The organism is Cohnella thermotolerans DSM 17683 (genome assembly GCF_000429825.1).
Lineage (GTDB): Bacteria > Bacillota > Bacilli > Paenibacillales > Paenibacillaceae > Cohnella > Cohnella thermotolerans.
Genome location: NZ_AUCP01000150.1, coordinates 1 through 1,367, shown reverse-complemented (window position 1 = coordinate 1,367; position 1,367 = coordinate 1). Strand labels below are relative to the sequence as shown.

General features: G+C 53.5%; 1 protein-coding gene. It reads right to left on the bottom strand.

The window, feature by feature from the left end; translation table 11 throughout:
- Positions 1-64 precede the first annotated feature (64 nt).
- Complete coding sequence (locus G485_RS0117515) at positions 65-1,294, bottom strand: IS256 family transposase (protein ID WP_035157118.1); 1,230 nt, start codon at positions 1,292-1,294, stop codon at positions 65-67.
- Positions 1,295-1,367 lie beyond the last annotated feature (73 nt).

Sequence of the window (1,367 nt, the reverse complement as noted above, 5' to 3'; positions counted from 1 at the left end):
GGGTCTGTCAAGAATTTTGTGTAAACTCATTTATGGAACCTCCCCCGAGGGGGAGAGCGAACCCTTACGGCAAATGCTGTCCAATTCGATCTGGATAGAAGACGGAGAGCTGGAGGAGGATTTGTCCCCAGTTCTGCACGCGACCGGTCCATTTCCGCAGCACGTCCATCGTCGCCAGGTATAGCATCTTCAGCAGCGCCTCGTCCGTCGGGAAGATGCTCTTGCCTTTGGTTACTTTGCGTAGTTGCCGGTGGTAGCTCTCGATCATGTTCGTCGTGTAGATGAGCTTGCGGATCTCGGGAGGGTATTTGAAGAACGTGGCCAGCTCGTCCCAATTGTTCCGCCACGAGCGGACGATGAGCGGATATTTGCCGCCCCAGACTTCCTCGAAGCGATCCAGCTCCACCAGCGCCGCTTCTTCCGTGGCCGCTTTGTAGATGGGCTTCAGATCGGCGGTGACTTTCTTCAGATCCTTGTAGGAGACGTAGCGCGTCGAATTGCGAATCTGGTGAATGATGCACTTCTGGATTTCGGTCTTCGGATAACAGGCCGCGATGGCTTGAGAGAAGCCAGTCAGATTGTCAACGCAGGTGATAAGGATATCCTGCACGCCGCGGTTCTTCAGGTCGTTCAGTACGCTCAGCCAAAACTTGGCCGACTCGTTCTCGCCGATCCACATGCCCAGCACATCTTTGTTGCCGTCCAGATCGATGCCGATGACCATGTAGGCGGCTTTGTTCACGATGGCGCCGTCCTGTTTCACTTTGAAGTGAATGGCGTCAAGGAACACGACCGCGTACACGCCTTGCAGCGGGCGATTCTGCCATTCCTTAATGAGGGGCACGATCTTGTTCGTGACGTTGGAGATCATCGTCGGCGAAACGTCCACGCCATACAGATGATGCATATGATCCTGGATATCCCGCGTACTGACGCCTTTGGCGTACATGGCGATGATTTGGTCTTCGATGCCGGTTACGTTCGACTGATGCTTCTTAACGATGACCGGCTCGAACTCGCCGTTGCGATCGCGTGGCACCTGAATGTCGATTTCGCCGTACTCGCTGGTTACCGTTTTCTTGGACTTGCCGTTGCGGCTGTTGCTTGTGGCCTTGTTCTTGACGTCGTGCTTTTCGTAGCCCAGTTCCGTGTCGAGCTCGGCCTCCAGCATGGATTGCAGCGTCTCGGCGAACAGCTCCTTCAAGGCCGACTGGACGTCATCCATGGTCTTCAGATTATTTTCTTTGACGAACGCCTTCACCTGTTCTTTGCTAAACCGCGCCACTTGTGTCATCCTCTCAAACCAGCCTTTCTCTTAGTTTAATTCATTTGCGTTTGAGAGTTTACACAAAATATTTTACAGTCTC

What these genes read in the sequence shown, in the direction of transcription:
- G485_RS0117515 (WP_035157118.1), bottom strand. Translation starts at nt 1,294, where the DNA reads ATGACACAAGTGGCGCGGTTTAGCAAAGAACAGGTGAAGGCGTTCGTC.